Origin of the sequence: Rhodococcus globerulus (assembly GCF_019334125.1) — a bacterium.
Classification (GTDB): Bacteria; Actinomycetota; Actinomycetes; order Mycobacteriales; family Mycobacteriaceae; genus Rhodococcus_F; species Rhodococcus_F globerula.
The window spans coordinates 234,334-258,919 of record NZ_CP079698.1 but is presented as its reverse complement, the minus strand read 5'-3'; the positions used below and the strand labels follow the sequence as shown (position 1 = coordinate 258,919).

Genomic DNA, 24,586 nt, shown 5'->3' with positions numbered 1-24,586 from the left:
TGATTTTCTTGAGGATCGACCGAGACACGCGTCACGCCGATCGTGGAGATTTAGCAGTCAGTAAGCCAACCCGCGTTCAACCGATTCACTCGGACCCGCGCTCTTTCACGGAGGTACTATGAAACACCGGTCCTATCCAACACTTGCGGCAGCCGCCGGGCTCGCGCTCGTGTTGTCCGCTTGTGGCTCAGGAAGCACCACTGCAGGCGGCTCCGGTGGCGATCCCGTCACGGACGGTACGTTCCGGTTCGGACTTCAGGCGGATCCCGGCTCACTCAACCCGATCATGGCAGCTTCGACGGCCACGGCGGAGATCTCGAAGCTGGCGTACGACTACCTGGTCTTCCAGGACCCCGAAACCAGCGTCGTCGGACCGTGGCTTGCCGAGAAGTGGGAAGAGACGCCCACGTCGGCGACCTTCACCATTCGTGACGGGGTGACCTGTACGGACGGGTCCACCCTGACCGCCCAGACCGTCGCCGACAACGTCAACTTTGTCGCGGACCCCGCCAACGGCTCGCAGATGCGCGGAACCACCGTTCCGTCGACTGCAACGGCCACGGCAGACGTCGCGACCCGCACAGTCACGGTGACCACCCCGGCGGCCAGCCCGTTCCTGCTGCTGAACCTCGCCAGGTTGCCCATCGTCTGCGACGGCGCATTGAAGGACCCGACTGCCGCGAACAAGGCTTCGCTCGGTACCGGCATGTTCAAGGTCACGGAGGTCGTTCCCAACAACCACTACACGTTCGAACGCCGCGACGGCTACAACTGGGGTCCGGACGACACCACCTCGGAGACACCGGGTGTCCCCAAGACGGTCATCGCGTCCATGATTCCGAACGTGAGCACCGCAGCCAACCAGCTGCTGAACGGCGAAATCAACGCCGTGGCGATCTCCGGACCGGACAAGGCCCGTGTCGACTCCGCCAACCTGACAGTCGTCGAGCGTCCGGTTCCGGCCGGTCAGATGTACTTCAACCACCTGGCCGGTAACCCGACCAGCGACCCTGCCGTGCGTAAGGCTCTGGTTCAGGCCGTCGATCTCGACGACATCACCCAGGTTCTCACCGCTGGTAACGGAGTCCGTGCAACCAGCTTCGTCGCCCTCGAACCCCGCGCCTGCATCTACAACTCGGTGGACGGCAACCTGCCCACGTTCGACCTCGACGCTGCCAAGGCCACCCTGGACGCCGCAGGCTGGACCGCCGGATCGGACGGCAAGCGCAGCAAGGACGGAACCGCCCTCGAGCTCCGCATGTACTACGACGGCGTCGACGACTCGCGCAACGCAGCAGTCGAGATGGCACAGACCGCCTGGAACGCTCTCGGTGCAGTGGTCGAGGTGACCGGTGGCGATTCCAACAAGGTCATCGACGTCATGCTCAGCGGCAAGGACAACTCCGCCTGGGACATCGGCTGGATTCAGATCAACAACACCCTGCCCAGTGCGTTCACCGGCTTCTTCGCCGGACCGGTTCCGGCAGCGGGCAAGAACTTCTCCGACATCAGCAACGCCGCATACGAAGCAGGCGCAACCGAGGCCTCCAACCTGACCGGCGACGCAGCGTGTGATGCCTGGGCAGCCGCCGAGTCCGAAATCGTCAAGTCGGTCGACGCCGTTCCGTTCGCGAACTCGGTCAACAACACCTATTTCTCCAAGTCGGGACTCGCATTCGGTAAGACCTACATCGGGTCCGCACTGCGCGTCTACCAGTAGGCCGATTCACCGTCCCAGCATCCCGCCCCTCGGAAAGACAGCCCATGAGTCAAACAATTGAAGCCGCGACACCACACGCGGCACCGTCGGCTCGAAAGAAGTTATTCGAGTCCGACAGCTGGCCCGCGTACCTTCTGCGCCGCCTCGGCACGTTCGTGGTCTCTCTCTGGGCGCTGGTGACGGCTGCCTTCTTGATGCTCCAGCTGATTCCGGGCGATCCCGTCCGGTTGGCATTGGGACTGAACGCCCCGGTCGAGCTTGTCGAGTCGACCAGATCTCAACTCGGATACGACCTTCCGCTCTACCAGCAGTACTTCCGCTTCATCGGTGGTCTGCTCACTGGCAATCCAGGTGACTCGATCACCTTGAGGACTCCGGTCCTCGAGGTGATCGGGACCCGGTTGCCCGCCACACTCGAACTGGCTTTCCTCACAGTCATCACCGTGCTGGTCATCGGCATCCCGCTCGGGCTCATTTTCGCGGCGCTGACGCGAGGCGGCCGACGCCGCGGAGTCGAAATCGGTTACACCGCAACGTCGGGCACCATCGCCGTCATTCCGGAGTTCATGTTCGGTACGGCATTGGTCTACCTGTTCGCCGTCACGTTCCCAATCCTTCCGGTCGCCGGACGAGGCGGGCCGGAAAGCTACATCCTCCCGGTTGCCGCCATGTCCATCGGCACCATCGCCTCCATGTCGCGGATCGTGCGCGCCGAGGCTCTCAGCGTGCTCGACATGGACTACATCCGAACGGCACGCGCCAAGCGGATGTCCGCAGCGCGCATGTACTTCCGTCACGCAATGCCCAACCTCCTGACCTCCACGCTGACGCTGGCCGGTCTCCTGCTGGGTGGCCTCATAGCCGGAACCGTGCTCATCGAAAGCATCTTCGCGTGGCCGGGAATGGGATTGGCCTTGGTCAAGGCCATCACCGAGAAGGACTATCCACTCGCCCAGACACTGGTCGTGATCTACGGCAGCATCGTCCTCTTCATCAATTTCATCGTCGACGTGGTGCTCGCTCTGATCGACCCACGATCCACCATCCGGGAGAACTGAGTGAGTACCTCACCTACGGTCGAAACGGCCGCAACGACGCCTCCTCGTCGGCACTGGCTGGTCCAGACTTTCCGCACTCCCCTGGGAATATTGGCTCTCACCTTTCTGACCGGGCTGATCGCACTGGTGATCTTCGGACCGATCATCTGGGGCGACGCCGCCGTCGTCGCCAATCCCAAGGCACTCTCCCAGGGTCCGAGTTCCGAGCACATCTTCGGTACCGACGCCGGTGGACGAGATGTTTTCGCCCGCACCATGACTGCTGCCCGGTTGTCCGTCCTCATGGCACTGAGCGCCGTAGGCCTCGGCGTCGCGTTGGGCTTGTTCCTCGGAACACTCCCCCTGCTCGCTCCCCGCTGGATCGGTCGGTTCGTCGTGGCGTTTCTCAACTTCGCCATCGCCTTCCCCGGTCTGCTCCTCGCCATCTTCCTGCTGGTCGTGCTCGGGCAGGGCTCCGGCAGCGCCGTGATAGCGATCGGTCTCGCCATGGCGTCACCGTTCGCCCGACTGACCTACGCACTTTCTTCCTCGGTGAACGGCCGCGACTTCATCGACGCCGCACGCATCCTCGGAGTCACCAAGCCCGGCTTGCTGTTTCGGCACATTCTTCCCAACATTCGCGAACCCCTCATCGTCAACGCCAGCATCTCCGTCGGCAGCGGACTGGTCGTCTTCGCCGGCCTGTCTTTCCTCGGCCTGGGTATCCAGCCGCCGTCCTTCGACTGGGGCCGCATGCTCAACGAAGGCCTGTCGAAGATCTTCGTCAACCCCGCCACCGCACTGGCGCCCGGCATCGCCGTCGTGCTCTCCGGTCTGACCTTTACCTTGGTCGGCGAGGCCATCGCCCGCGGCGCGGGTATTCGCAGCCCGATCAGCAGCAAGCTCCCCAAATGGAACCCGATCAACACGGCCACAAGCGAGTCCCCATCGGCTCCGGTGGACGACAACGCTGTTCTCACCGTCCGCAACATGTCCGTCGCGGTTCCCGCCGGCAACGTATGGCGTCGACCTGTCGACAACATCAGCTTCACAGTCCATCGCGGTGAAACCGTCGGGATCGTCGGCGAATCCGGTTCCGGAAAGTCGCTCAGCTGCATGGCGATCTCGCAGCTGACCGATCACCCGACAGTTGTCGACGCCGGTCTTATCGAATTCGACGGCACCGTCCTGATGAAGGACGGAAAGCGGCCGGAAGGTTCTGCCGCACGCAAGATCGCCCGCCAACTCGGAACGCGCATGTCCATGGTGTTTCAGGACCCGATGTCCTCGATGAACCCGTCCCTCAAGGTCGGGTACCAGGTCGCCGAGATCGGCTGGCTACACGAGGGAATGAGCAAGGCCGAAGCCAAGAAGGCTGCCATCGACCGTCTCACAGCGGTGAAGATCCCCGACGCTCCTCGCCGCGCGAAGCAGTACCCACACGAGTTCTCCGGCGGAATGCGTCAGCGCGCCATGATCGCCATGGGTTTGATGGGCAAGCCTGCATTGATCATCGCGGACGAACCCACCACCGCACTCGACGTCACCGTCCAGCGTGAGGTTCTGGGACTGCTGCACGAGGTTCGCGAAGAGACCGGTGCCGCAATCCTTCTCATCTCGCACGATATGGCCGTCATCACCGGAATGTGCACGCGTGTCCTGGTCATGTTCGCCGGAAACATCGTCGAGGACATCTCCGTGGACGATCTGGTCGCCGGACGCTCACAGCACCCATACACCCGCGCGCTGATCGCCGCGGTTCCCACCATGACCACCGACCGCGACAAGCCGCTCGCCACAGTCGACGAAGTCTGGCAGGTCGAGAGCCTCGGCACCATGACCAGCACCGCAGATGCCGAATTGCAAGAGCTGGTTGCAGCTGCAGAGGAGATCCGATGAGCAGGCTGGAGTTTCGCGACGTCAACGTCCATCTCGGCAACGGCACCAAACGATTCCACGCCGTCAAGAACGTCGACCTCGACATCCCTTCGGGTTCGATAGTCGGACTGGTGGGCGAATCCGGTTCCGGAAAGTCCACTCTGGCACGGGCGACGGTCGGTCTGGCCGAGCCGAGTTCCGGCCAGATTCTCCTCGACGGTGTCGACGTCGCCCATGCCCGCGGGGCGACGGCACGCTTGCGCCACACAATCCAGATGGTCTTCCAGGATCCGTACTCGTGCCTGGACCCCCGAATGACCATCGGCCAGTCCCTGGCCGAGGCGCTGCGATCCACCGAACGCCGCGACCGCGTGCGTCGTAGCCGCGGCGACCGGGCTGTCGAAGTCGCTCGACTGCTCAGCACGGTCCAACTCCCGGAGGAGAAGGCGTACGACTACCCGTCCTCGTTGTCGGGTGGTCAGCGCCAGCGTGTGGCGCTGGCCAGGGCACTCGCTGCTGCGCCGTCCGTGTTGCTTGCCGACGAGATCACCTCTGCGCTTGACGTGTCCGTGCAGGGCGCAGTCCTGAATCTCTTGGTAGATCTACAGAAACAGCTAGGTCTGACGGTTCTCTTCGTCAGCCATAATCTTGCAGTGATCCGCTACGTCTGTGACCACGTCGCGGTCATGCTCGGCGGCGAGATCGTCGAACACGGGCCGATTCTCGACGTGATCGATTCTCCTCGAGAGGCATACACGGCCAAGCTGTTGTCCGCGATTCCGCAATTCGGAGAGCCGATGTTCCGATGACACACTCGATCCGGCCGGCTTCACCCGGCGCCGGTGCGCCCGCGCTCTCCCCTGCGATTGAATTTCGAGAACTGGTCGACAATCGCGAAATAGAGAATCTCTCTGCAGTTTTCGACGACATCTGGGCCACCAGTCCTGGACCGGCCCATTTCGGCACAGCGATGCTGGTTGCCCTTCACCACGGCGGGCATTACGTAGTGGGAGCCTTTTCCGGCGACAAAATGATCGGCGGATGCGTCGGATTCTTTGTCGAGCCACTCGGCGAGGTTCTGCACTCGCACATCGCGGGGGTTCTACCGGGCTTCGCAGGCAAGGGAATCGGCCGTGCATTGAAGCATCACCAGCGGGACTGGTGCATCGAGCGCGGAGTCCGAACGATCCGGTGGACTTTCGATCCCCTCGTCGCACGGAACGCCTACTTCAACATCTCGCGCCTCGGTGCCGAACCGGCCGAATACAATCCGGATTTCTACGGATCGATGGCCGACGGAATCAATGCCGGCGATGCCAGCGATCGCATGCTGGTGAGTTGGGACCTCGACGCCGAATCTGCTCCGAGTTCTACTGTGGCCGTTGATGATATCTTCACAGTGCTCCAACCCGCCGAGGACAATACACCTCGGATGCTCCCGATCCCGCCCGGCTGCGTCGACATCGCAGTGGGAATACCTCGGGACATAGAGCATCTGAGAACGGTCGACCGCGCCTGCGCCTTCGCCTGGCGCCATGCGCTGCGCGAGCACCTCGAACCACTCATCGCGTCGAAAGAATGGCAATCGACCGGCTTCGACCCCAGCGGCTACTACACGTTCACGAAAATCTGCGAGACAACCGGAGAAGAGCAAATCCATGCACATTGAGTCCGTCGAGCTGCGCGAACTGCGTATCCCTCTCGTCTCCCCTTTCACGACGTCCTTCAGTACCCAACTCGAACGCAACACACTCGTTCTGAAGGTGAGCGGCACCACCGAGGGCCCAAACGGTGCGGTCTCGACTGTCGGCTGGGGCGAGTGCGGTTCGCTGAGCGATCCGTTCTACAACTCGGAGTACACCGCCGGGGCGCGTGCGATGCTGCGCGAGTATCTTGTTCCGACGCTGCGTAAATCGCAGTCGGATCAGCCGCTCTCGGCCGAGACCGTCGGCAGCGTGCTTCACCCCGTCGTGGGCCACCAGATGGCCAAGTCGGCCATCGAAATGGCGATCCTCGACGCGGAATTGCGTGCTCGCGGACAGTCTTTCGCCCGCTACCTCGGTGCCACGCGTACGCGAGTTCCCTCCGGAGTATCCGTCGGTATTCAGGACAGCATTCCGCAGTTGCTCGATACCGTCGGCGATTATCTGTCGCAGGGCTACGTGCGAATCAAGCTGAAGATCAAGCCGGGCTGGGACATCGCTCCCGTGGCCGCGGTGCGCAAGGAGTTCGGCTACGACGTCCCATTGCAGGTCGACGCGAACGCCGCGTACACCCTCGTCGACTCCCAACTACTACGCCGGCTGGACGAATTCGCGCTACTCCTCATCGAACAGCCGCTGGCCGAGGACGATCTGGTGCAGCACGCCAAGCTCGCGCAGACGCTATCGACTCCGATCTGCCTCGACGAGTCGGTCGAGTCCGCCAAGGATGCAGCGGATGCGATCATGCTCGGCGCCGCCTCGGTCATCAACATCAAACCGAGCCGTGTCGGCGGGTACCTGGAAGCCAAGCGCATCCACGATCTCGCCTCCGCTCACGGTATTGCGGTGTGGTGCGGCGGAATGCTCGAAACGGGGATCGGCCGCGCAGCCAACACCGCTCTCGCAGCCCTGGACGGCTTCACGCTCCCCGGCGACATCTCGGCGTCGGATCGCTTCTACAAAGAAGACATCACCGAACCGTTTGTCATCGAGGACGGCCACATCGCCGTGCCGCAGGGACCCGGCTTCGGCGTGACTCCGCGTGAGGACGTCATGGAGCGCTTCACCGTCGCCACCGAGATTCTGTAAGTTCCGCACATTCAAACAGCCGCCTCCACTGTCATCCAGTGGAGGCGGCTGTTTGAATGTGCGCCGGTACTGCGGGTGAGCCTAGTTAAGTTCGTCCATGAAAGTCGTGAAGTGTTCGGCGATCTCCTTCGATTTGGTGTGGTGCAGGTAGTGGTCCCCGTCGAGCAGCACCAACTCACCATGATCGACGGAGGCTGCCTGCCCTTCGTGGAGCGCTGTCCAACTCTGGACCTTCGAATTCTGTACGGCAAACAACAGAATCGGAAGGTCGGCCGGGAACGTCTTGCCGATCGACGCAGCGAAGTTGCTGGAAAGATGGTCCATCTCGTTGAGGTAGGTGTCGCTGAAGTTGTTCTTCGCGACCAGACGGCTCATTTCTTCCTTCTCCGCGTCATCGAGGTACGCGTCTGATTCTTCGTTACCGGCAAACTTCGCCAGAACGTCGGAGAAGCCCAATTGCTTTGCAACCCTGAATGCTCCGATCGGAAACTTCGTATCCATGTTCGGCTGCCCCGGGACGCTGCTGTCGATTCCCACAAAAGTGGTGACCTCGTCGCGGTACTTCGCGGTGTAGTCCAGAGCATAGATTCCTGTGATGGAGTGCCCCATCAGGACGTATTCGTCAATCCCCAAAGCCTGCACAGCGGCATGTATTTCTTCGACGATGTTCTCCGTGGTGCGGTCCTTGTCCGTTGCGTCGCTGTATCCATAGCCGAAGGGTTCGATCGCAACAACCCGGTAGTTGGGCGCGAGTTCGTCGATCAGCGGCTTGAAGTCGAGAATCGGTGCGGACGTTCCGAACCCGGGTAGAAGCACGATGGTCTGATCGCCATTTCCACGGATCGAGACGCTCATGTTCTTTCCGTCGACGGACACGAACTGATTGCCCGCTTCCCCACTCGGGACGTTTGCCTTGCTGGAACCGAGGTTGAACACGAGCGCAATGGATACAACTAAAACCAGAACAACGGACACCGAAGCAAGAGCTCTCAGTGCAACAGTACGAATCTTCTTCATTCTCATCCTCATCTTCTTTGGCGTCGCTACAGCTAGGACAGGTTTGACAGCGAGGCCACACTGGTCTCGTCGAGTACACGCAACACGTTGTTGCCCATCAGCTTTGCCAAATCTTCGGCAGACCAACCGCGCTCGGCGAGACGATCGATCAATACTGCGAATCCCGATACATCGTGCATGCCGTCCGGAAAGTCGTCGAATCCATCGTAATCACTGCCCAATCCGATGTGATCGATTCCGGCAACCTTCCTGGCATGTTCGACGTGATCTGCGAGATGGTCGACCGTCATCGCCGGCCGATCGCCGACGCGTCCGCCCGTGAACCATTCGTTGTACTCGGCCGAAAGGAACATGGGGACAAAGGCGATCATGATCACGCCGCCGTTGGCAGCGAGCAACCGCATGACGTCGTCGGGAACGTTGCGTGGGTGCCCGCATAGCTGTGAGCAGGACGAATGACTGAAAATCACCGGCGCTGACGACGCCTCGACGGCGTCACACATGGTTTCCACCGAGACGTGCGACAGGTCGACGAGCACGCCGAGCCGGTTCATTTCTCGCACGATCTCCCGGCCGAAGTCGGTGAGACCGCCGTGAACTCGCGAATCCGTCGCGGAGTCCGCCCAGCCGGTGTTGTCGTTGTGCGTGAGAGTCATGTACCGAAGACCAAGGCGCGCCATCATTCTCAGGACGCCGAGCGAACTTCCGATGCTGTGGCCACCTTCCGCACCCAACAAGGATGCGACCTTGCCCGCGCTCCAGATACGACGCACGTCGTCACCGGTTCGCGCGAATTCGAATGTATCCGGATACCGCTCGATCATCCGGTACACGTAGTCGATCTGTTCGAGGGTGTACTGAACTGCCTCGGGTTCGGTCATGTCGCACGGTGCGTACACCGACCAGAACTGCGCACCCACACCCCCGCGCCCGAGCTTGTCGATGTCTGTTTGGAAGATGGAATCCTTCTCGAGATTCTCCACCGAATAGCCTGCGATCTGACGAGCCGTCCAGGCCAGATCGTTGTGACCGTCGATGACCGGGGCAAGACCGTAAGCATCGAGTGCAGCAGGATGATTCACATCCGGAAAGGGAGCGAGAGGTTTCAGCACGAGTTCTCCTGGATAAAGTAGTGTGGGCAGGTCGAGGGCCCTCATCGCCCTCGACCTGCCCGAAATTTCATTCAGCGAAGAGAATCACCTCGCCACGGCTATTCCGGTATTTTCTTGAAAAGCCTTGTCATGTAGAGATATTCCTCACCATCGATCGTGAGATGAGCCATCTCGCCCGAGGCACTTTCACTGCTGATCGCAAACCGTGAAGCAGACAACGGCACGACCTTGGTGGGCGGGGACGGGGGCTCACCGTCGATCTCGACCTTGGCGAAGCTCTGGACCTGGAAGCCACCGTCATCGCCGCGCGTGAGTTCGATTCGCACGGTGGTCGATTCATAGGTCCCGAGAATGGGCGACAGATCTATGCCGGCAGCATCCCGTTCGGACTTCGGCTCGGGCAGAACAAGATCGAATTCCTGAGCGATCTCTTTCTCGATCTCGTGAGCCAGAGCTCCGCCGCCGCGTGAATTCGTGACGACCGCCATGGCCAGGCCGAGCTCGGGAAACGTGTGGAATCGGGTGATCTGGCCGATCGTCGCGCCGCCGTGCTGCGCGGACGTGACTCCGCCCCAGTCGGACAGAATCCAACCCAGCCCCCAGGCCTGATCGACGCTCGACACCGCTGTCAGGTCCAACTGCGGGGTCCGCATCAAACGCGCGGATTCTTCGGACAGGATGCGCTCGCCCGTCAGAGCCAGGCCGTCACGCATGTGTGCAGCACCGAAGCTCAGCAGAGAGCTGACGGATCCGAGGATGATGCCGGCCGGTCCGATGCCGCGAGGGAGCAGCCACTGCTTCGTCGGAACCACCGTGTCCGGTGAAGTCCGATCCGGGTTGCCCACGTGGCCGACGGCGGTGCGGAACAGCGGGGCGTCCTTGGCCTTGGTGATGATGTGCGTCAATCCGAGTGGCTTCCAGAGGTATTCGACCAACGCCTCGTCCCACGTCATCTCACGTAGAACCTCGACGATGCGGCCGGCCACTGAGAAACCTGCGTTGCTGTAACTTAGATGTCCGCCCGGCTTGGTCACGCTGATCGCGGTCGCGAGTTCGTCGACGTACTTCTCGACGCAGTCGTCACCGTCGCCGGTGTCGTTGAACAGGTCTCCGTCGATACCGCTGGTATGCGTCAGCAACTGGCGGATCGTGATTTCCTTCGTGTTGGACGGGTCCGCGATCGTGAACTCCGGAAGAACCTCCACCACAAGGGTGTCCAGCGTGAGCTTGCCCTCGTCGACGAGCTGCATGATCAGCGTTGTCGTCCAGATCTTGGTCGCGGACCCGTACTGGAACAGGGTGTCGGCATCCACCTCGACGCGGGTGTTCAAGCTGGTCAGCCCGGTAGTGATCACGCGGATATCCGCAGTTCCGTCGTCAGACAGCGCGATCACTCCCACCTGGGCGCCCGGCACCGCATGCTTCTCGGCCAGTTCGTCGAGTCGTGCCTGCCACTTCGGGGCGACAAGTAGGTCCTTGGGCAATTCGGTCACTGGTCGAACTCCTTCGATCATGAAGTCAATGGCATGGATGCGATCCACCTTGTGGTGCAGAACGTCTCGCAAAATCGGTCCTGCTCCACCAGCTCACTCTTCGAGGTGCGAGGCAAGCGGAAGGTAAAACCATCAGTCGATGATCTCAGCGCGGCTGCAATTTCGTCCTGGTCGATTGCACTGAACATGCACCCGAAAATGGTGCGATTCGACGAGCCTCGAGTGCCGCAGGGTTCGTCGTCAGGCAAGCAGCTACGAGAGTCCGCCGCCGTCGATTTCGAAAACGAACTCGACCTCGACGGCGCAACCTCGAGGCAGTTCGGCCAACCCGACCGCGGATCGTGCGTGCCGACCGGCACCACCGAAAACGTCGAGGAGCAGGTCGGAGGCGCCGTTGATGACTTGCGGTTGCAGCGTGAACCCGGGACCGGACGCAACAAAGCCGACGATCTTCACGACGCGGACGACCCGATCGAGGCCGACGAGCATGTCGACCGCGGCGAGTCCGTTGAGTGCACACAGTCGCGCAGCCGCGGCGGCGTCCTCGACCGATACATCCACGCCCAGCTTTCCGGTACAGGTGCTGACGCCATCCACCAATGGCAACTGCCCCGATGTATAGACCAGGTTCCCGGTACGCACAGCAGGCACGTATGCGCCCGCCGGTGTCGCGACCGGCGGCAGGGATAGCTCGAGATCTCGCAGGCGGTCTGTCCAGGTCGTTGTGCCGGTCATCGGGCTACCTCTCGTTCGAGCTGTATCGGCGAATTAGTCTCGGAGTCAGATGACCCCGGGAGGATGTGCGGGTTGAGCATGCCTGCTGGATCCAGCGCAGTCCGGATCGAGGCCATGAGGTCGAGGTCGACATCGCTCCGCCCGAGGGCGATCCAGCGGGCCTTCGCGCGGCCCACTCCGTGCTCGGCACTGATGCTGCCGTCGTGTTGGGTGACCAAGCGAAGCACGAAGTCGGTGACGGCATCTCGTTGATCGCCGGTGACGTCGAGCAGATTGACATGGATGTTGCCGTCGGCGATGTGCCCGAAGCAAATCGGGGTGACACCGGGGAAAGAGATGGCAAGCCCTGCGGTCAAGGCCTCGAGGAAGGGTTCTATCTCTCGCAGCGGCGTCGCGATGTCCAACTTCACTGGTGGAGTGGATGATTCGGCGCTGACCGATTCGGTGTGACTTTCACGGTACTGCCACAGCTTTGTTGCCGGCCCGGTCTCGACGACGGCGCCCTGCACCATACCCTCAGCTTCAGCGAGCACCCCGAGCAGGAGTGACTGCGCTTGCGTCGGTCCGGAGACCTCGACAAGTACGTAGAACGGTGCATCCGCGTCGAGCGGCGGTCGCAAGTGCCGATGCTTCCGGACCAGCCCGATACCTGTGCGAGTCATCAACTCGGCAGCTTCGAGCGTGAGTCCCGCGCGCTCGAGCCTATGGATCAGTTCCAGACCGGCACCCACCGATTCGACCCCGGCCATCACTACCTGCGTGTGAGCAGCCGGAACCACCAGACGCATCAGGACCCGGGTGACGACCGCGAGGGTACCTTCGGCGCCGGCCAGCAGACCCGGCAGGTCGTAGCCGACGTTGTCCTTCGTCAAGGCCTTCCAACGCGAGAGCACCCGGCCGTCGGACAGAACAGCTTCGACGCCGAGCAACCGTGATCGAGTGTTGCCGTACTTGATCATTCGCACGCCGCCCGCGTTGGTGGAGACAATCCCTCCGAGCGTCGCAGAATCACGTGAGGCCAGGTCGATACCGAGGTCCAACCCGTGTTCGCGGACAGCCTGCTGCGCCTGCGCGATCGTGACACCGGCGCCGGCTGCCAGCGTGCGACCGACCTCGTCGATTTCCTCGATGACGGCGAGGCGGGTCGTGCTGAGCACCACCTCACCGCGCATCGGCACCGACCCACCGACCAGCCCGGTGTTGCCGCCTTGCGGCACGACGGCGACGCCGGCGCGGTGACAACAGGCGAGGACCGCGGAGACTTGGCCGGTGTCGGCGGGCCTGACCACAGCAGTGGTAGCGCCGTGCCAGTGCCCCGTCCAGTCGGTGACATATCCCGCAACCATGTCACGATCTGTCAAGACGTGTGCCGGCCCGACAATGCGGGCGAGTTCGTCGACGAGCGTCGTGGTCGATGCGATCACGCTGCGCTCCTCTCGAGCAGGCGGCCGCCGCGGTGGCCGGTGAGGTCTCCGCCGCTCACAGTCGGTATGCCGTTCACGAACACGTCACGTACACCGCGGGCGAGCTGCCACGGTGCGTCGAAGGTCGAGGTGTCCTCGATCGTGTTCGGGTCGAGGATCACCACGTCGGCAGCCATGGAAGGAGCAAGAAGGCCGCGGTCGGTCACCCTGATTCGGGATGCCGGCAGCGATGTCATTTTCCGGATCGCGTCCTCGAGCGTCAGAGTGCGCTCGTCGCGGACATACCGGCCGAGTACTCGCGCAAAGGTGCCGAAGCTGCGTGGATGCGGGCGGCCGGGACCGGCCGGGGCGAGCATCGCGCCATCGCTGGCGACGGATACCTGCGGATGTGTCAGCACCGACCGCATGTCATCCTCGCTCATCGCGTGGTTGACGATGCTCACCGAACCCTGATGTGCGGCAAGTACATCGAGAGCAGCATCAGCGGCGTCGGTACCGCGGTCCGCGCCGATCTCGGATAGCGAGTGTCCGATGTAACGGTGGAACTCTCCGCTAGGCAGAGCCGCGATCACGACGCCGTCCGGGTCGATATCTCGGCCGAACCTGGACCTCAACTCGTCCGCAATGCGTATCCGGGTCTCGGGGTCCGCCAGCCGTTCAAGCAGCGCCGAGAGGCCGCCGTCGACGGCCCATCTCGCAAGCCTCGAGGACAGGTCCGTGCTCGACGCGGTGTACGGATAAACATCTGCGGTGACGTCCACTCCGCGTATCCGGGCTTGATCCATCAGTTCCAGGGCGCGGTTCACCGTCCCCCAGTTCTCCGGTCCCATCGCCTTGAGATGCGAAATCTGCAGACGTGCGCCGGCCCGCTCCGCGGTCTCGATGGCTTCCTCTACCGCAGCGGCCAATTCCGACGTTTCGTTGCGCATGTGCGTCGAGTACAACAGTCCCGCCGTCGCGGCGGCTGCCACCAGAGTGCACAGTTCGTCGGACTGTGCAAAAAGGCCGGGGATATAGATGAGGCCGGTCGAGAACCCGACGACGCCGGGCGCCGTCGCAGATTCGGTAATGATCGCGCACATCTGCCCGAGTTCCGCCGTCGTCGGAGGCCGATCCTCGTTGCCGATCACAGCAACCCGCAGTGTGTTGTGCCCTAACTGTAAGCCCACATTGACAGCCGGTCGTGCTGCGGTGACTGCGTCCCCGAATCCGTACGCGTCGGGCCACTGCGCCCCTGCCTGTCCGCTGTCGTGCGACGGGAACGGTGACAGTCCGCAATTTCCGGTGACGAGCGTCGTGACGCCCTGTGCCAGTTGCGTTTCGGCGCCGGGGTGGCCAAGTACGGTGAAGTCGGCGTGCGAGTGTAGGTCGATAAAGCCGGGAGCCACAATGCAACCGGTCGCGTCGATGGTCTCGGTAGCCGGGAACGGACCCGGACCGATCGCCGCGATCCGATCGCCGACGATGGCCACGTCCGCCGTGCGTCGTGGTGATCCGGTTCCGTCGACAACCGTTCCCCCGGTTATCGCGAAGTCGTAGTCCATGATATTTCCTATCGTGTTTCGATGACCATGATCAGCAGGTACACGTGGGAGTCTTCTGCCATATGTGGGTCCTCGAGGGCTTCGGCCCGTCCGATTTCGACAGCGTGTCGATCAGCACTCAGCATGCCTCGGCGCGCACACACTGTCCAAGTCGCATTCCCGCTTGTTCGATCATCTTCACTTATAGTTACAGCGTGAACCTGCAGCGGGCGCGATATCTGGTGGCAATCGCGGATCACCTTAACTTCACGCGCGCGGCCGCTGAGCTACATGTTGCACAATCCGCACTGAGCCAACAGATCAAAGTCCTCGAACGTGAGCTCGGCGTAGTGCTCTTCGATCGGCGAGGGCCCAGAATCAGCCTGACGGATCCCGGAATCGTCGCGGTTCGTGAAGCAAAATTCCTGCTCGAATCAGCCGACCGAGCCGTCGAACGGATCCGAGCCTCAGCGCTCGGGTCCGAGGGTGAACTGCGCATCGCGCACACGCGATCATGGGCCGGCGGGGCAGTTGCACTGGCCGTCAACCAATTTCGCGCCAGATACCCAAAGGTCGCGATTACCGAGCATCGCGGCTATACCACCCGGAATACGGCGCTTGCCGCCGACGGGGCTGTGGACATCGCGGTGGTGCGGCCGCCTCTTGACCAGTCGAAGCTGACGGTTCGCATTGTGGACCGTGAGCGACTCCTGCTCGCGGTACCGTCCGGACATCCACTCGCCGCACTCGACGTCGTCGAACTGGCACAACTTGCGGACGAGCCGGTGGTGTTCTGGCCCCGGGCGAACGGACCAGGCATGTACGACGCCATCGTCGAAATGTTCTGGCCCACAAGGGCACCGAACGTGGTCAGACGCGAGGCCGATGACGAGCAGGTACTGCACGCGGTAGCGGCCGGCGTCGGGGTAGCGCCGATGCCCGCCGGACGCGCCGCAACCTACCGGGTTCCCGGGGTTCATATGTGCGAGATCGACGGACCGGCAATGTATCTGACGGTCGGTCTCGCGTTTCGAGCCGACAACCCGAACCTCGCGCTCCGGCTTTTCCTCGAAGTAGTGGACCAGATAGTGGATCACCACTGAAACCAGTGCCAACCTTCGTCGATTCACACAAGACCGGCCTTCGGGATCTCACTATCCTCAGATCTACGGACACCGACGAAAGGCCCCTCGAATGACCGACACTGCCACCCACGTTGACAGCGCACAGCAGGAGATCGCTGCTGTTCTGGCCGAAGCGAAGACCGACGCGTTCGTGCACGTACGTGACATCGATTCCGGCGAAGAGTTCGGCTACGGCGCTGACGACGGTGTCATCCTCGCCTCCGTCTTCAAGATTCCCGTCGTCCTCGAGTACGCCCGCGCAGTAGCGGCCGGAACCCTCGATCCGACCGAGCACGCCACAGTGACGGCCGAGTTCCGCTCGGGCGGCATCGGTATCGGCGGCTGCGCCGACGACGTCACCGCCAGCTGGCGAGACCTCGCTCTGCTCATGATGAGCTTCAGCGACAACGCCGCCACCGACTTCATCTACAACCGACTCGGGCTCGACAACATCGTCGCGACGCTGCGCGGGCTCGGCTTGGAAAAGACCAACTTGGTTCGCGACTGCCGCGGCCTGTTCAAGACAGTCTACGAAGATCTCGGAGTCGACGCTGGCACCCTGCTCGAATACCCCGAGATCGAAATTCTTCGGACGATTTCCGTTATGGATCCGTCCCGCACCAATTCCAGTACTCCTCGCGAGATCACACAGTTGCTGGCTGCAATCTGGCGCGACGAAGCCGGCCCCGCATCCGCCTGTGACGAGGTCCGAACGATCATGAGCAAGCAGGTCTGGCCGCACCGACTTTCTTCCGGTTTCCCCGACGAGGTCACTGTCGCCGCCAAGACCGGCACCCTGGGATTGGTACGAAACGAAGCCGGTGTCGTGACGTACCCGGACGGCAAGCGTTACGCCGTCGGTGTCTTCACCAAATCCCACGAACTCACCAAACGGGCGCCGAAAATCGACGCCTCGATCGGAACCGTCGGCCGCATCGCTGTCGAAGCACTCCGCAACAACAGCTGACAAAAATCCGCTGACAAAAAATGCGGGTCGCGCTGAAAGTTCAGCGCGACCCGCATTTTTCGGCTTTCGAGCTACCGCGGCCCACGCAGTCGAAGGTGCACCATCAGCCGGAAGCGCACGTTCGGATCATCGAGATCCAGTGCCGCCATACTCTTCACCTTACTGAGCCGGTACCGAAATGTGTTGGGATGCACATGCAATGATGCGGCCGCGTCACCGACATCCCCGAAGGCGTTGAGCCACGCATCGAGAGTGTCGACAAACGAGGTCGCATGAGCAGCGTCGTGACTGGCGATTGCCTCGATCGGCCCGAGGTCCGAAAACCCTTCGGCTGCGACCTCCGACGCGATCTCCAACAGAATGGCATCAACGTGGACACTGCTGAAGGTGGCGACACTGCCGGACGCTCGTCCCGCCAACAACACTTCGAGTGCGTGCTCGGCATCGCGCTTCGATCGGCTCAACTGAGCCGGTCTGGTCACGACCCGACCGATCCCGATAATCGTATCGCCGGACGCTCCGGTGCGGTCCAGGAAATCCGAGGCCACACGAGACGCCTGCAACTCGGCTTCTGCCGGGGAGTGCCCGCGAACGGACAGCACCGCGTAGCCGGTTCCGTTGACCAGGGCAGCCGCCGACTGCGAGTGAACGGCACCGAGGTGCATCGCCAGAGCGTCAGTCAATCGCACGATATGGGCGGCGTCATCCGGCTTCGACGACCCCTCGAAAGACCTTCGGCCCAAAGCCATTACGAGCGTAGGACCAGTGCCGAGGCCGAGCCGATTCATCGCGTCGACCGCACCGGCCCCTCCGTCGAGTAGGGTCGCGATCAGGTCTGCGCGCAGTCGACGCTCGGCGTCGGCGCCGCCGCGCAACCGCAACATCTGCAACGCGATCATCCCTGCCGAATCGAGCAACGCGCGCGTTCGGTCTTCCGACAACGGCGCGACCAGTGCCACCCACATGGAGCCGAGGAACTCGTCGCCGGCCCGAATGGACACTGCGATACGTCCCATTTTGGTACCGAGGGTCTCCGCCGGCACCCACACCGGATCGTCGCTTCGATAGAGCCGGTCGAATACCCCTGCCTCTTCGAGCACTCGAATGTACTGGTCAGGGACCTGCCGTTCCAGAACGGTCGCGATACGCGGACCGTCACCTTCCTCCTGACGACCGGAGAACGCTATGACCCGTGAGCTTCTGTCTTCGATCGTGATCGGCGCGTCCAGGAGTGCGCTGACCGCGTTGGCGAACGCAAACAGATCCCCAGCCGGGCCACCTCCGCGAGAATGTATGTGGCCGACTTCGTTACGAGCTTCCAGCACCGAATGCAGCAGGCTTGTCAACTGAACCCACGAGACTCCTCTGGCCAGCGCCAACACGACGACACCCGTGGATTCGATGGTCTCCCGGTCCACAGAGCTCAGGTCGGAGCTGACACGCGCGACCACCACCGCTACACCACGCTCGGCCAGATCGACGACGGATTCCGCGATACGTTCACCGCCACTGATCCCGACGAGCAATACCATCGAGTCCGAGGTCGACGGCGAATCGTCTTCGGGATCGTGAATGACGACGGACGCAACCTCGTCCATCGACTGCGGATCACCGACAACCGCGTTCAGCACCGTGGTTCCCACGTCTTCGAGAAGCCGCACCAAACTGATGCGAGGTCGCACGGTGCCCACGTCCATCACTCCTTCGTCCTGTGAACGAAGTGTGTCATACGGTCCGACGCCGATACCTGAGCCTCCCGCAACGCCTGGGCCTCCCGGAACACCTGGGCCTCCCAGACCCTTCACGAAGCAACCTCCACTGTCGCCTTGACGAATTCTGATCCCGGCGCACGATCCAGCACGTACTTCCCGCTCCGGGTGACGGCAACTACCACCCCGTTCTCGGCGAGCACGCCACCGAGAGCGTCGCGGACAGCCAATCGCCAATCGTTCGCCACCGTCGGGTCCGAATTACGCAGTGCATACACGTCATTCGGCGTAGCCACGGTGACAAATCGATTCTCGGTCGCTTTCATCACGGGCAGACCGGCTTCCGAGACGGACAGCAGTTCGCTCGTTCCCAAGGACTCTGGAGTCGGAACCTCGCCGGCACCGGAGACGACATCCGAGACCTTGCTACTGCCGATTTCCCAGTCGATCAGCAACCTGTCGCTGTCGGCACCGCCGTTGAGACCGTCGTTCATCGGCGCGTAGAAACGCGGCAGATACTGGATCGGGAGCGCACCGAGTTTCGAGACGTTGAAGTAGGCATTGCGCGCGACGAGGGGATCGAAAGTCCACCGCACGTGGAGAATCCCCCGTTCCAGCGCCCACGCCCGCTGGAACAGTTTCAATGCAAGGCCAATATGACCGTTCTGGACAGTCGGGAGGATCCCCGTGATGTGAGAATGCAACGAACGGTGCTGCGGTTCCTCGAAGAATGCGACCGACGCACCGATCAGGTCTCCACCACGAAAAGCGCCGGCTACGTAATTACCGGAGTGCGCGAGTGCCTGCATCATGTCCCGGTGCACGGGCGGATTTCCGCTCTCCGGCTGCCATACCTTCTCGAACAGGTCGAAAACCTGTTCCAACTTGGCATGCCCGGTAACGGTTTCGATAGTCACACGCGCAAGCACAGCGGCATGTTCGGCTTGGCTGATATTCGGCGATGTCATCGTCACAGTCCTCCCTCCAGGACTCGAGTCACCAAACCGGCCAACAACGCGGCGCGCGGGATCATCTGATCTATCTCTACGTGTTCGTTTGCCGCGTGGGCGCCACCGCCGACGGCACCGAGGCCGTCCAACGTGGGGGTTCCGACTGCAGCGGTGAAGTTTCCGTCCGAGGCACCGCCGACCGCGCAGTCGCGCAACATCCCCAGCCCGTTCTCGCTACTGATCTGATGGGCGAGGAAGTACAGCTTCTCCGACGACGCGGCCTCGAGGGGACCCCGGTTGGGTCCTCCGGTCACCGAGATCCGGCTTTCGGCCAGTACTGGCACCAGCTCGCGAACCGAACGATCGATGCGTTCCTGTTCCTTCGCGGACCACATCCGAACGTCGCACCACAGTTGCGCTTGCGCTGCAACAGTATTGGTGGTGGTGCCACCACTGATGACCGACGGGACCACTGACGTTCCCACCGCCGGATCCGCGAGTTCCGCCACGGCCAGAATCTGATGCGCGAGTTCCACGACAGCGTTCACACCCCGCTCGGGTTCCAGGCCTGCGTGCGCAGCGCGTCCCTCGATAGTGATGCAGTAGAGCGACATGCCCTTTCGCGCTGTCTTCACCGCGCCGTCGGCGGCGGCTTCGAGGACCAGCACCGCCTCGACCTGGCGCGCGTGCTCCTCGATCAGGGCGCGCGAAGTCGGGGAGCCGATTTCTTCGTCGGAGTTGAGGAGCACGACTACGCCGTCGAGCGACGGGAGAGATGCGAGCGCATGAAAAAGCTGAACGATGCCGGCCTTCATGTCGAAGACTCCGGGTCCGGTGGCGATGTTGTCGGTGACGGACCAGGGCAGTTCGGTGAGTGTCCCGAGCGGCCACACGGTGTCGAAATGCCCGAGGAGCATCACCTTCGGCTCCGCCCCGAACGACCAACGCAAGTGCTGCCGTCCGTCGATGCGGATGCGTTCCGGAGCGCTTCCGAGATGTCGTTCCCCGATCTCGGCAACCACGTCCGCACAGGCGTCGACCGCCGCGAGATCTGAACTGGGTGACTCGGCGATCACCAAAGCGGCCAAGTCCGCCGCCATTGTCTTCTTGTCCACTCTCAGGTACTCCTGTCACCGACGTCGACTACTCCCGTCAAGCTTGGCCGAACCGACTACCGCAGATCTTGTCCAGGACTACTGTCCTTCCGACTCGAATTCGTCGTACGCCACCAATTGCTTCCCCGACGGGACATCGGCGAATCAGGTTCGATTGGCAACCGTCACAATCGGCTTGACCCCGACTGCGGCCAATCGTGAGTTGACAGTGATCAATCCGAGTATGTCGTCGACACTGCCCAGAGTGTGCGCGATGGTACGGTCCGCAATCCTCCTCGAACCGGGAACAGCCTCCGCAAGCTCGGCAGCCGTAGTCGTGGGGTGAACGATCTCGAGCGTCCATTCGTCCCGGAGCGCTACGGGTTTCAGCGTGTCGGCCTTGCGCACCGCACGTTCCGCTCCTGCCCTGATGTGGTCGCACGCGAGCGACGGAGGCAACGAGTTTGCAGCCGACCATCCATGCGCCTTCTTCACCTCTACGGTCTCCGTCGTCGGCGACGCTGCGTCCACCAGGGCGCAGATGATGTCGTCTCCGGTGACCAGGCCTACCGGAACACCCTGCGTCGCCGCGTACAGAGTGTTGACATCGGTCTCGGACACCGACTTACCGTCGAGTCGAACGTCGGCGAACAGACTCGAGAAAGTATGCGCCAGGACGCCAGGCCCACCCGCAGGCGCGTGATAGCCCACAAAAAGTGCAATGTCGTGATCCGACGTCAGACCCTCGGCCATGCACTGCAACTTCGGAGACCCGAAAATCACCCGAGCTCGAGGATCCAGATCAGCATGAAGCAGGTTGTCCATCGTTCCATGGCTGTCATTGACCAGGACGCTCGTCGCGCCGCCGTCGAACGCACCGGCAATTGCAGCATTCGTCTCTGCGGTCATGAGCGCCTGCGCCCGCGGATACCCGCCACCGCCGCGAACCGTCTGATCGAGAGTCGCGATACCCGCGATACCCTCCATGTCCACCGAAATGTAGACGTGCATCAGTGCCCTCCATCGAATCTGTTCCAGCCGTGTTGGTCGTTACACCTCACCTTCACATTCGTGCGTGTCAGATTCTTGTTCCGCCGAACGGTGAGCACGCCTCAATTTGGGACGTTCACACCAGAATCCGGAACTGCACCCGTGAAACCATCGGGACACTATCGACCAACGACAGGAGTGCAACGCTTATGCAGGTCCACGACATCGTGTTCACCGGCGGCCGCGTGGTCGATCCGGCATCGGGCACCGACGAGGTTCGCAACATCGCGATCACCGACGGCACGGTTTCGGCTTGGGGCCACGACGCGATCGAAGCCCTCCGGACCATCGATGTGACAGGTCAGGTGATCTGCCCCGGATTCATCGACATGCACAGTCACGGACAGGAAATCGCCGAGCAACGGCTGCAGGCGATGGACGGCGTCACGACGGCCCTCGAACTGGAGGCCGGCGTCATACCCGTCGCGAAGGCGTACGCGCGAGCGGCTTCCGAAGGACGCCCGATCAACTACGGTTACGCAACATCGTGGGCACACGCCCGCATGATCGAGCTCGCCGGCGCCGATCCCGACGGTGACATCCGAACACTTCTGCATCACCTGGGTGCGCCGAGCTGGCAGGGCGAGCCGACGTCGGCGCAGCGCGCACACATTCTCGAACTCATCGACAGTGACCTCGCCGCAGGAGCTCTCGGGATCGGAGTCGTGGTCGGATACGCCCCGAAGTCCGACCCCGCGGAATACCTGGAGGTCGCGACACTCGCTGCCCGGGCGGGTGTGCCTACCTATACCCATGCGCGTCCGCTCATTTCGATGGATCCGTCGAGCCCGGTGGACGGTGCCGTCGAAATCGCCCGTGCTGCAGCCGAAACCGGCGCACATATGCACTACTGCCATGTCAACAGCACCTCCGGTGCGCACGTCGACCAAGCTCTGGCGGTGGTGGCGCGCGTTCAGGAAGCCGGCTCACGTGTCACCACCGAGGCGTATCCGTACGGTTCCGGGTCGACGGCAGTCGGAGCGGCCTTTCTCGATCCGGACAGGCTGCATCTGATGAATCTGACGACGCAATCACTCACCTTCGTTCCCACCGGGGAACGCATCGAGAACCGCAAGCAGTTGGAGCACCTCCGTGCCACCGATCCCGGCGCCTTGGTTCTCGTCGAGTTCCTCGACGAGACCGACGACCCCACACGCGAGATCCTCGAACGGGCAATGACTTTCGATCGAGCCGCAATCGCCAGCGACGCTATGCCGCTGACCTGGCCGAGGCGCACCCCGGCCGATGCACTGCAGTGGCCACTGCCCCCGACTGCACTCGGCCATCCTCGCGGCGCCGGTACCTATGCACGCGCAATCCGCACGCTGTATCGCGAGCGTCAACTACTGTCGCTGTCGGACATCATCGCTCGCTGCTCGTTGATCCCAGCCCAGATTTTGGAGGAGTCAGTTCCCGCAATGTCGTCCAAGGGGCGGATCAGCCCAGGCAGCGACGCCGACATCGTCGTTTTCGACCCCGATAGAATTACCGACAACGCCACGTACGTCGACGGTACTCGGCCTTCCAGTGGAATCAGCCGGGTACTGGTCGGCGGAGTACCCGTCGTCGAGGGAGGCATCCTCGTCGAGGATGCCCTGCCAGGTCGACCAATTCGCCGCTCGTGACCGGACAAGCTCTGACAGAAAGTCTTTTACTCATGAACATCGCCGATACGACCGACCACACGAACCCACCGATCGGCTGGCAGCACAAAGCCTTCGGAACCGACCTCAACGGTCTGCGCAGTTCCGACCTCGAAGCGTTGGGGATCTCCGCTCTCGACGGCGACCTCCCACTCCCGGTGATGACACTCGATCGGGAGGCGATCTCACACAATGTCGACCTCATGGCAAAGTTCTGCGCCGACCACGATGTCGACCTGGCACCTCATGCCAAGACCACGATGAGTCCGGAATTGGTTCATCGACAACTCGACGCCGGAGCGTGGGGAATGACCGCGGCGACGGTCGCGCAGGCACGCATTCTCCGCGAGTTCGGCGTCGACACCATCATCATCGCGAGCCAAGTACTCGACCCGGCGGGCATTCGATGGATCTGTGATGTGCAGCAAACAGATCCCGGGTTCTTCGTCGCTACCCTGGTCGACTCGATCGAGAGCGTCCAACTCATGGAGAGGTTGATCGCGAAAGTCTCACCGAGCAGCAGAATCCGCGTACTCGTCGAACTCGGCTACGACAACGGTCGCGCCGGGGCGCGCACACTCGACCAGGCACTCGACGTCGCCCGCGCAGCGTCACAGACCCAGGCACTCGTCCTCACCGGAGTCGAGGGGTTCGAGGGCATGATGCCGGGTGCGTCGGTGGCTGCCCGCCGCATCTCCGTCGATTCGTATCTCAGATCCGCGCGAGTATTCACAGAAATCTGCGTGGCGGAGAACCTGTTCGAGAACAACTCGACACAAGCCCCGCTCCCCCTGGTCACCTTCGGCGGCAGCGCATTCCACGATCTGGTAGTCCGCGAGTTGGCCGGCCGTTGGGCAACGGACAACGGTGTGCGCGTCGTGCTGCGCAGTGGTTGCTACATCACTCACGATCACGGCCTCTACGCCGATACCTCGCCATGGGCCGATGGTCCGCGGACTCTGCGGGCAGCTGCCGAGGTCTGGGGCGTTGTGCTCTCCCTACCTGAGCCGGGCCGGGCGATCCTCGGCTTCGGTCGTCGCGACGTCGGTTCCGACGCAGGCTTTCCCACAGTACTGTGGCGACGGCGAGACGGCTCCAATCAGTCGGCTCGGGAACTGTCCATCTCTGCACTCAACGATCAGCACGCCTACGTCGATCTGCCGGCAGATTTCGACGTGCGTGTCGGTGATCTCCTGGGCTGCGGAATCTCGCACCCGTGCACAACTTTCGACAAGTGGTCACTGATTCCTGAGGTTGATGCACGTTATCGCGTCGTAGGGTCAGTCCACACGTTCTTCTGAAAACCCGAGAAAGGCGT

At 62.4% G+C, this 24,586-nt stretch carries 20 protein-coding genes; 10 read left to right on the top strand and 10 right to left on the bottom strand.

What is annotated here, in order from left to right:
* The first annotated feature begins 118 nt into the window (after positions 1-118).
* The 6 genes from KYT97_RS01085 to menC are packed head-to-tail and all read left to right on the top strand — an operon-like array spanning position 119 to position 7,427.
* The gene (locus tag KYT97_RS01085) at positions 119-1,720 is read left to right on the top strand and encodes an ABC transporter substrate-binding protein (RefSeq protein ID WP_219111611.1); all 1,602 of its coding nucleotides are present in this window, start codon (positions 119-121) and stop codon (positions 1,718-1,720) included.
* A gap of 44 nt (positions 1,721-1,764) precedes the next feature.
* A complete protein-coding gene (locus KYT97_RS01080; protein ID WP_084702760.1) occupies positions 1,765-2,778 on the top strand; it encodes an ABC transporter permease in 1,014 nt (337 codons plus the stop codon).
* On the top strand, positions 2,779-4,656 hold the full coding sequence (locus tag KYT97_RS01075; RefSeq protein ID WP_245005987.1) for a dipeptide/oligopeptide/nickel ABC transporter permease/ATP-binding protein: 1,878 nt from the start codon (positions 2,779-2,781) through the stop codon (positions 4,654-4,656).
* On the top strand, positions 4,653-5,444 hold the full coding sequence (locus KYT97_RS01070) for an ABC transporter ATP-binding protein (protein WP_141485980.1): 792 nt from the start codon (positions 4,653-4,655) through the stop codon (positions 5,442-5,444). Before KYT97_RS01075 ends, KYT97_RS01070 begins: the two co-directional genes overlap by 4 nt.
* Positions 5,441-6,304: a GNAT family N-acetyltransferase gene (locus KYT97_RS01065; protein ID WP_219111610.1), complete on the top strand. Its 864-nt coding sequence runs from the start codon at positions 5,441-5,443 to the stop codon at positions 6,302-6,304. The genes KYT97_RS01070 and KYT97_RS01065 overlap by 4 nt, the downstream gene beginning before the upstream one ends.
* Positions 6,294-7,427, top strand: a complete 1,134-nt coding sequence (gene menC / locus KYT97_RS01060) for an o-succinylbenzoate synthase (protein WP_219111609.1) — start codon at positions 6,294-6,296, stop codon at positions 7,425-7,427. The genes KYT97_RS01065 and menC overlap by 11 nt, the downstream gene beginning before the upstream one ends.
* 81 nt (positions 7,428-7,508) lie before the next feature.
* Here the strand turns inward: menC and KYT97_RS01055 are convergent, their stop codons facing one another.
* The 6 genes from KYT97_RS01055 to KYT97_RS01030 form a co-directional block, all read right to left on the bottom strand.
* Positions 7,509-8,444 carry an alpha/beta fold hydrolase gene (locus KYT97_RS01055; protein ID WP_219111608.1) on the bottom strand — a complete coding sequence of 312 codons (936 nt, stop codon included), beginning with the start codon at positions 8,442-8,444 and terminating at the stop codon, positions 7,509-7,511.
* Between the two features lie 32 nt (positions 8,445-8,476).
* Positions 8,477-9,556 (bottom strand): dipeptidase, encoded by a 1,080-nt coding sequence (locus KYT97_RS01050; protein ID WP_219111607.1) that lies wholly within the window; start codon positions 9,554-9,556, stop codon positions 8,477-8,479.
* Between the two features lie 98 nt (positions 9,557-9,654).
* Positions 9,655-11,049: a serine hydrolase domain-containing protein gene (locus KYT97_RS01045; protein WP_245005986.1), complete on the bottom strand. Its 1,395-nt coding sequence runs from the start codon at positions 11,047-11,049 to the stop codon at positions 9,655-9,657.
* A gap of 252 nt (positions 11,050-11,301) precedes the next feature.
* Positions 11,302-11,784 (bottom strand): RidA family protein, encoded by a 483-nt coding sequence (locus tag KYT97_RS01040; protein WP_045067336.1) that lies wholly within the window; start codon positions 11,782-11,784, stop codon positions 11,302-11,304.
* Complete coding sequence (locus KYT97_RS01035) at positions 11,781-13,208, bottom strand: FAD-binding oxidoreductase (RefSeq protein WP_425332397.1); 1,428 nt, start codon at positions 13,206-13,208, stop codon at positions 11,781-11,783. The genes KYT97_RS01040 and KYT97_RS01035 overlap by 4 nt, the downstream gene beginning before the upstream one ends.
* Positions 13,205-14,752 (bottom strand): N-acyl-D-amino-acid deacylase family protein, encoded by a 1,548-nt coding sequence (locus KYT97_RS01030; protein WP_219111605.1) that lies wholly within the window; start codon positions 14,750-14,752, stop codon positions 13,205-13,207. Before KYT97_RS01030 ends, KYT97_RS01035 begins: the two co-directional genes overlap by 4 nt.
* Positions 14,753-14,946: 194 nt before the next feature.
* Between KYT97_RS01030 and KYT97_RS01025 the strand changes: the two genes are divergently transcribed.
* Both KYT97_RS01025 and KYT97_RS01020 read left to right on the top strand, forming a co-directional pair.
* Positions 14,947-15,834 (top strand): LysR family transcriptional regulator, encoded by an 888-nt coding sequence (locus KYT97_RS01025; protein WP_045067334.1) that lies wholly within the window; start codon positions 14,947-14,949, stop codon positions 15,832-15,834.
* A gap of 91 nt (positions 15,835-15,925) precedes the next feature.
* On the top strand, positions 15,926-16,822 hold the full coding sequence (locus tag KYT97_RS01020; RefSeq protein ID WP_219111604.1) for a serine hydrolase: 897 nt from the start codon (positions 15,926-15,928) through the stop codon (positions 16,820-16,822).
* Positions 16,823-16,893: 71 nt separating this feature from the next.
* Here KYT97_RS01020 and KYT97_RS01015 read toward each other — a convergent pair whose 3' ends face one another.
* From KYT97_RS01015 to KYT97_RS01000, 4 genes are all read right to left on the bottom strand, one after another.
* Complete coding sequence (locus KYT97_RS01015; RefSeq protein ID WP_239654715.1) at positions 16,894-18,627, bottom strand: PucR family transcriptional regulator; 1,734 nt, start codon at positions 18,625-18,627, stop codon at positions 16,894-16,896.
* Positions 18,624-19,499 carry a GNAT family N-acetyltransferase gene (locus tag KYT97_RS01010; protein WP_045067332.1) on the bottom strand — a complete coding sequence of 292 codons (876 nt, stop codon included), beginning with the start codon at positions 19,497-19,499 and terminating at the stop codon, positions 18,624-18,626. Before KYT97_RS01010 ends, KYT97_RS01015 begins: the two co-directional genes overlap by 4 nt.
* A gap of 2 nt (positions 19,500-19,501) precedes the next feature.
* Complete coding sequence (locus KYT97_RS01005) at positions 19,502-20,596, bottom strand: M20 family metallopeptidase (RefSeq protein ID WP_219111603.1); 1,095 nt, start codon at positions 20,594-20,596, stop codon at positions 19,502-19,504.
* A gap of 144 nt (positions 20,597-20,740) precedes the next feature.
* Positions 20,741-21,586: a M55 family metallopeptidase gene (locus tag KYT97_RS01000; protein ID WP_219111602.1), complete on the bottom strand. Its 846-nt coding sequence runs from the start codon at positions 21,584-21,586 to the stop codon at positions 20,741-20,743.
* Between the two features lie 2 nt (positions 21,587-21,588).
* Between KYT97_RS01000 and KYT97_RS00995 the strand changes: the two genes are divergently transcribed.
* Positions 21,589-23,250, top strand: a complete 1,662-nt coding sequence (locus tag KYT97_RS00995; protein ID WP_342393902.1) for an amidohydrolase family protein — start codon at positions 21,589-21,591, stop codon at positions 23,248-23,250.
* Between the two features lie 32 nt (positions 23,251-23,282).
* Positions 23,283-24,569, top strand: a complete 1,287-nt coding sequence (locus KYT97_RS00990) for an alanine racemase (protein ID WP_219111600.1) — start codon at positions 23,283-23,285, stop codon at positions 24,567-24,569.
* The last annotated feature ends 17 nt before the right edge of the window (positions 24,570-24,586 follow it).

What these genes read in the sequence shown, in the direction of transcription:
- KYT97_RS01085 (WP_219111611.1), top strand. Translation starts at nt 119, where the DNA reads ATGAAACACCGGTCCTATCCAACACTTGCGGCAGCCGCCGGGCTCGCG.
- KYT97_RS01040 (WP_045067336.1), bottom strand. Translation starts at nt 11,784, where the DNA reads ATGACCGGCACAACGACCTGGACAGACCGCCTGCGAGATCTCGAGCTA.
- KYT97_RS00990 (WP_219111600.1), top strand. Translation starts at nt 23,283, where the DNA reads ATGAACATCGCCGATACGACCGACCACACGAACCCACCGATCGGCTGG.
- KYT97_RS01000 (WP_219111602.1), bottom strand. Translation starts at nt 21,586, where the DNA reads ATGCACGTCTACATTTCGGTGGACATGGAGGGTATCGCGGGTATCGCG.
- KYT97_RS01055 (WP_219111608.1), bottom strand. Translation starts at nt 8,444, where the DNA reads ATGAAGAAGATTCGTACTGTTGCACTGAGAGCTCTTGCTTCGGTGTCC.
- KYT97_RS01070 (WP_141485980.1), top strand. Translation starts at nt 4,653, where the DNA reads ATGAGCAGGCTGGAGTTTCGCGACGTCAACGTCCATCTCGGCAACGGC.
- menC (WP_219111609.1), top strand. Translation starts at nt 6,294, where the DNA reads ATGCACATTGAGTCCGTCGAGCTGCGCGAACTGCGTATCCCTCTCGTC.
- KYT97_RS01065 (WP_219111610.1), top strand. Translation starts at nt 5,441, where the DNA reads ATGACACACTCGATCCGGCCGGCTTCACCCGGCGCCGGTGCGCCCGCG.
- KYT97_RS01030 (WP_219111605.1), bottom strand. Translation starts at nt 14,752, where the DNA reads ATGGACTACGACTTCGCGATAACCGGGGGAACGGTTGTCGACGGAACC.
- KYT97_RS01010 (WP_045067332.1), bottom strand. Translation starts at nt 19,499, where the DNA reads ATGACATCGCCGAATATCAGCCAAGCCGAACATGCCGCTGTGCTTGCG.
- KYT97_RS01080 (WP_084702760.1), top strand. Translation starts at nt 1,765, where the DNA reads ATGAGTCAAACAATTGAAGCCGCGACACCACACGCGGCACCGTCGGCT.
- KYT97_RS01020 (WP_219111604.1), top strand. Translation starts at nt 15,926, where the DNA reads ATGACCGACACTGCCACCCACGTTGACAGCGCACAGCAGGAGATCGCT.